This is a genomic window from Bradyrhizobium sp., from assembly GCF_019242285.1.
Lineage (GTDB): Bacteria > Pseudomonadota > Alphaproteobacteria > Rhizobiales > Xanthobacteraceae > Bradyrhizobium.
In genome coordinates this window covers 1-4,991 of record NZ_JAFAVV010000337.1, presented here as the reverse complement: position 1 = coordinate 4,991, position 4,991 = coordinate 1, and the positions used below count along the sequence as shown (strand labels likewise).

General features: G+C 65.6%; 5 protein-coding genes and 3 pseudogenes. 4 read left to right on the top strand and 4 right to left on the bottom strand.

Annotated features, from left to right (window positions below):
* Positions 1-1,431: pseudogene (locus JOY90_RS13185) on the bottom strand (alpha/beta hydrolase domain-containing protein); the annotation flags it as partial.
* Positions 1,432-1,581: 150 nt separating this feature from the next.
* On the opposite strand from JOY90_RS13185, the gene JOY90_RS13180 reads away from it, so the two are divergent.
* Positions 1,582-2,028: a DUF2214 family protein gene (locus JOY90_RS13180; protein ID WP_291691562.1), complete on the top strand. Its 447-nt coding sequence runs from the start codon at positions 1,582-1,584 to the stop codon at positions 2,026-2,028.
* Between the two features lie 50 nt (positions 2,029-2,078).
* On the opposite strand, the gene JOY90_RS13175 is transcribed toward JOY90_RS13180, so the two are convergent.
* Positions 2,079-2,540, bottom strand: coding sequence for a VOC family protein (locus JOY90_RS13175; RefSeq protein WP_291691561.1), 462 nt, complete (start codon positions 2,538-2,540; stop codon positions 2,079-2,081).
* Between the two features lie 138 nt (positions 2,541-2,678).
* On the opposite strand from JOY90_RS13175, the pseudogene JOY90_RS13170 reads away from it, so the two are divergent.
* The 3 genes and pseudogenes from JOY90_RS13170 to JOY90_RS13160 all read left to right on the top strand — a co-directional run bounded on the left by JOY90_RS13170 (position 2,679) and on the right by JOY90_RS13160 (position 3,501).
* Positions 2,679-2,990: pseudogene (locus JOY90_RS13170) on the top strand (hypothetical protein).
* A 79-nt stretch (positions 2,991-3,069) separates the two neighbouring features.
* Positions 3,070-3,219 (top strand): hypothetical protein, encoded by a 150-nt coding sequence (locus JOY90_RS13165; RefSeq protein WP_291691560.1) that lies wholly within the window; start codon positions 3,070-3,072, stop codon positions 3,217-3,219.
* Positions 3,220-3,258: 39 nt separating this feature from the next.
* Positions 3,259-3,501, top strand: coding sequence for a hypothetical protein (locus JOY90_RS13160; protein ID WP_291691559.1), 243 nt, complete (start codon positions 3,259-3,261; stop codon positions 3,499-3,501).
* A 296-nt stretch (positions 3,502-3,797) separates the two neighbouring features.
* Here JOY90_RS13160 and JOY90_RS13155 read toward each other — a convergent pair whose 3' ends face one another.
* Positions 3,798-4,799: an alpha/beta fold hydrolase gene (locus tag JOY90_RS13155; RefSeq protein WP_291691558.1), complete on the bottom strand. Its 1,002-nt coding sequence runs from the start codon at positions 4,797-4,799 to the stop codon at positions 3,798-3,800.
* A gap of 102 nt (positions 4,800-4,901) precedes the next feature.
* Positions 4,902-4,991 (bottom strand): annotated as a pseudogene (locus JOY90_RS13150) (3-ketoacyl-ACP reductase); the annotation flags it as partial.

Below are 4,991 nucleotides of genomic sequence, written 5' to 3'. Positions count from 1 at the left end.
GCGCATCGGCACGCGGCTCGTGGGCGGCGGCACGCCGTCGCGGATCCACGCGTTGAGATCGGTGAGCAGGGCGCGCATCGGCGCGCCCGCATGCATCGGGTTCTGCGGCAGTGCCATTGCCGGCACGGTCTTGCGCATGACGTCGGTGGGACCCGCGAAATGCGGCGCGCCCGCGATCATGTAGGCGCGGACATTGTCGGGCAGGTCGAGATGATTGCCGGCGAGGTCGGTCACCAGCAGCGAGGCGTGCGACGACCACCACTCCAATTCGCTGTCGGTCTGCATCACCTTGGGGCAGGTCGAGGACAGCGCACAGCGGCGCAGCAGGCCGTCTGTCTTTCCTGAGAGCGGATCGGTCAGCGTGGCGTAGGTGAACGGAAACAGGTCGGCCTACCAGGCCGGGTCCTGCGGATGACGCGGATTGCGGCCGGGCTGGCCGAACCGGACATTGGTCGCCATCCGCCGCGTGCCGCCGACATGCGGCATCAGGCCATCGAACACCATGCGGCCATGCTCGTCCTCGTTGAAGCCGAGATAGAGGAAGTCGCGCAGGAAGCGGCCGGATTGCGAGACGCCGAAGCCGATGGCACGATCGACCGAGGGGCGCAACCCGTTCAGCAGCGGGTTGGCCGGGCTCACGTCGCGGCGGAGAAAGCTTGCGACGTCGCGCATCGCGGCATAGCCGATGCCGAGCACGGCCGGATTGCGCGCGGTGTAGGTGATCTCGTAGAGCGCGCCGGCGTCGAAGCCGTCAGGCCGCGTGATCTCGACCGTGGTCGGATCGACCAATTGCGCCGAAAGGCCAGCCGGCCTCTCGCGCGCGTCGGCCCAGGCCGCCCGCACCGTGACGGCGAGGTTGGCCGGATCAGCCGCGGGCCAGGTCAGCGGCGCGCGCGCCGGGCTCGTGGTGTTGTCGAACACCACCTCCTCGCGCGCCGGCCCGGTGACGGCCTTCAGCACCGGCCCGCTCAGCGCGAGCAGCCCGGGCGAGGAAGACATGTCACCCTGCCAACCGACCCACACTTCGGTAAAACCTTGGCGTTGCAGGAAGCCGATCCCGGCGTCGTCGGCTTCCTGCGCGCGATTGGCGCCGGGCTGCGGCGAATCGTCGAACAGTTGCGGTGCGAGCTTGCGGCCGCGGTTCGGCACCTCCACGAGCAGCGTGCCGTTGCCGCGGGCGAGATCGGCGGGACGCAGGATCACGACGTCGGCTATGGCCTCGACCTTGCCATCGGCGTTGCACGGCGCCAGCGCAAGATCGGTGATCACGGCGTTGCGGTCATCCTTCGGGTCGAGCGCGATGGTGGCGCGCGCGGTGATCCGCTCATAAGCGCCGACCTCGCCAAAACTGCGGCCGGCGAACGCCGGCACGCGCTCGGTGACGTCGAAGCGGATGACCTCGGCCCGCAGCGCCGCGGGGACCAGGCACATAGCCGCGAGTGCGCCGATGGCGATCCTGCGCATGATGTTCCTCCCCGGAGCTGGCGCGAGAGTTTGGACGGGCGCCATATTTTCGTTGTCGTGGACAACCTATAGCATCGGTCGAAAGATTACGTCGCCCAACGAATGGACGGGCTGCTGATGTCCACGCTCTTCGCGTTCCTCCACCATCTCTGTGCCTTCACACTGGTCGCAACGGTTGCGATCGAGTTCACGCTGATCCGTCAGGAGCTGACAGTGGCTTCCGCGCGGCGGCTGCAGGTCACCGATCTCGGGCTCGGCATCGTGGCGGGGCTGTTGCTTGTGATCGGCGTGTTGCGCGTGTTCTTCTTCGAGAAGGGACCTGACTATTACTGGCACAGCCACGCCTTTCTCGCCAAGTTTGCGCTGTTCATCATCGTGGGTGGGCTGTCGGTCGTCCCGACCATGGAATTCCTGTCCTGGCGCGGCGCAATCACGGCGGGGCAGGTGCCGGTGATGGCGGCGGGCAAGCGCAGGCTCGTCACGGTCATCATTCACGCGGAGCTGGCGGCGATCGCGGTCATTCTGTTGTGCGCCGCCATCATGGCGCGGGGAGGCTGGGTCTAGAGCAGAGGCGGATGCCGCGCATCCGCCCCCTGCGAGGGCCTTCGGCTAAGCTAAGCCGCCTTGCCCTGCTTCTTGTGGAATTCCGCCGCGCGTTTTTCCAGCTCGGCCGGCGAGACGTCCTCGATATGGGTGCCGACGAACCAGCGGTTGCCGGCGAAATCCTTCACCCCGCCGGAGCGGTCGCCATAGAACTGGTCGGCCGGCTCCATCACCGAGGTCGCGCCGGCCTTCAGCGCGCGCTGATAGGCCGCGTCCACGTTGGGCACATAGAGATACAGCATCACGGGCGACGCCTTGGCATGCTCGGATGCGTCCGAGACCATCAGCATGGAATCGCCGATCTTGACCGTCGCATGCATGATGCTGCCGTCCGGCCGCTTGGTGGGCTCATGCGTGGGCTGGGCACCGAAAGCAGCCCGCATGAAGCCGAGCAGCTTTTCGGCGCCATCGACGATGACATAAGGCGTGATGGTGTGAAATCCTTCCGGGATCGGATTGACCTTCTCCAGCATCTCGAACTCCTGTCCTGGTTGAAGATAAAGCTAACGCCCGGACGGCACACCAGTTTGCTTGAGATCCGCGTTTTTTTGCCCGAGTTGCGTGGGTTCCCCGGAAACGCAAACCGAGGGGGCCAACAACAGGAGAGAACCATGCCCAAGTCTTACTTCGTCGTCCGCACCACCGTCCGATCCCACAAGGCGCGCAGCCTTCGACAAATGGTATCAGACCGAGCATCTGCCCGATGCCGCCAGGTCGTTCGGCGTCAAGAAGGCCTAGCGGTTCTGGAGCCTCGCCGATCCCTCACTGCACCAGGCGATCTAGCAATTTGACGATGAGGCCTCGCTCGACCGTGCCATGAAGGCGAGGACATGAAGCGGCTGGTCGCTGACTTCAACCGCGACTGGCCGGATGTCGCGCGCACCCGCGAAATCTTCGCGCTGGCAGAGGAGTTCGGAAGCTGAGGAAGTCGCGGTCCGCCATGCAGCCAGGGCGCATCGCTCGACGCGAGCTCCGGAAAGATGGGACCCAAGAATCTCGTCCATGGATCTCGTCCAAGGATCTCGTTCATCCCGCCGCACCGGCTTCCGTCAGCTGGGGCCGCAGTTCAGCGGCCGTTCAGGTCAGGCCCGCAAAATCGCGCGCGCGGGTAGCGACGCTACCGGCTTTTTGATGTTTCGCTTCATTGCGTGACCGCCGCATTGCGGCCACCGAACAGAAAAAGGAAGGCCCATGAAATACCTCGCAGCCGCTGCGATTGCGCTGGGCCTCGGCTTTGGCGCGATGGGAGCCTCGCAGGCCATGCCGCGGGCGCCGCTTGCGCCGACCGCCTCCGATGGCGCGATCATCCGCGTCGCCGATGGCTGCGGTCCGGGCTTCCACCGCGGTCCCTATGGCGCCTGCCGCCCGCTCTATAGCTGCCCTCCCGGCTGGCATCCCGGCCCGTACGGCCGGCGCTGCTTCCGCAACTACTGAGTTCTGGCTGACGCGTAGCGTGGGCCAAGGCGCGACGCGACGATGCTGCGCATCGCGCGGCGCGCCGTGCCCACCATCGATCGACAGCGGTGCTCGGGACGGTGCGCACGCTTCTGCCTTCGCGTGGCACGCTTCAGTGCAAGAGCCGCTTAGTCGTACTAAGTCACATGTATGGCGCTCTCGTTGAAATTCTTGAGCTTTTTGGAACGACCATATTTGCACAAAGACGAGTCGATTCAATGGCTTGAGTCTTCTTGTGACTCAGTACGATTAGCCCACCCTACCGATCTGGCGAATCACTTCCCCAGAAAGCCCAGCAGCAGCTCGTCATATTTCGCCCGCGCTTCGAGAAACACCAGATGCCCGGTATCGGGGATCACCTCGGCGCGCGCGTTCGGCATCTTGGCCGCAAGCGCCTGCGCGAGCTCGGCGTTGTGGCCCATCTTCGCACGCAACGCCTCCGGCGCGCTGGGCCGCCCCGGCGCGTTGTGGTCGTCGGCGCCCATGATGAACAGCGTCGGCTGGGTGAGCAGCGGCATCTCGTGCGCCACAGGCTCGCGATAGATCATCTGGCTCGAGCTTGCGAAAGTGCGCAGCCAGCGCGGATACTCCGCGGATCCCTTGATGTTGAAGCGCTGCTCGATGAACGGCGTCACCTGATCGGGCGGCAGCTTCAACGCGTAATTGGTCTCGAGCTGCCTGCGATAGCCTTCGGCGGTGAGGCGGTCCTCGGTCTCCATGATCTTCTCGGTCGGGGTCGGCGGCACGTAGAGCCGGTAGTCCTCCAGGCCGATCGGCGCCGTCAGCACCAGATGATCGACGCGGTCGGGATAGGCTCGCGCGATCCGCACCGCCAGCATGCCGCCCATGGAGTGGGCGACGATGTCCGCCTTCGCGATCTGCAGGTGATCGAGCAGCGTGATGGTGTTGCGCGCCAGCGTGTCGAAATGCAGTTCGCCCGAAGGCTTGGACGATTTGCCGAAGCCGACCTGGTCCGGCACCAGCACGCGATATCCGGCCTCGCTCAGCGTCCTGATCACCGGCGCCCAGTAGCTCGACGCGAAATTCCGGCCATGCAGCAGCACGACCACGCGGCCGTTCGGCTGCGCCGGCGCGACGTCCATGTAGGCCATGCGCAACGGCTCGCCGTCATTGACGAGCGGCAGGAGGTTGACCGGGTAGGGGTAGGCAAATCCTTCGAGATCGATGCCATAGGGCTCGCGCGGCGGATTGTCCGCGGCAAGGGCCGGTGTGGCGAGCAGGGTGGCGGCGAGCGCGGCAACGAGGATACGGTTCATCAGGGGTTCCGGAAGCGAAGCGAGGCCACCGCTTTAGCAAAGGCGCGCATGGCCCGGCATGACGGGTCGAACAACACCGCGTGATGAGACGATCGCAGCCGATCAGATGATCCCGCCATTGGCGCGCAGCACCTGGCCATTGATCCAGCCGCCGTCGGGGCCCGCGAGAAACGAGACCGCGGCGGCGATGTC

Excerpts from the sequence above, each read along its gene's own strand:
- JOY90_RS13180 (WP_291691562.1), top strand. The coding sequence starts at position 1,582 with ATGTCCACGCTCTTCGCGTTCCTCCACCATCTCTGTGCCTTCACACTG.
- JOY90_RS13175 (WP_291691561.1), bottom strand. The coding sequence starts at position 2,540 with ATGCTGGAGAAGGTCAATCCGATCCCGGAAGGATTTCACACCATCACG.
- JOY90_RS13165 (WP_291691560.1), top strand. The coding sequence starts at position 3,070 with ATGGATCTCGTCCAAGGATCTCGTTCATCCCGCCGCACCGGCTTCCGT.
- JOY90_RS13160 (WP_291691559.1), top strand. The coding sequence starts at position 3,259 with ATGAAATACCTCGCAGCCGCTGCGATTGCGCTGGGCCTCGGCTTTGGC.
- JOY90_RS13155 (WP_291691558.1), bottom strand. The coding sequence starts at position 4,799 with ATGAACCGTATCCTCGTTGCCGCGCTCGCCGCCACCCTGCTCGCCACA.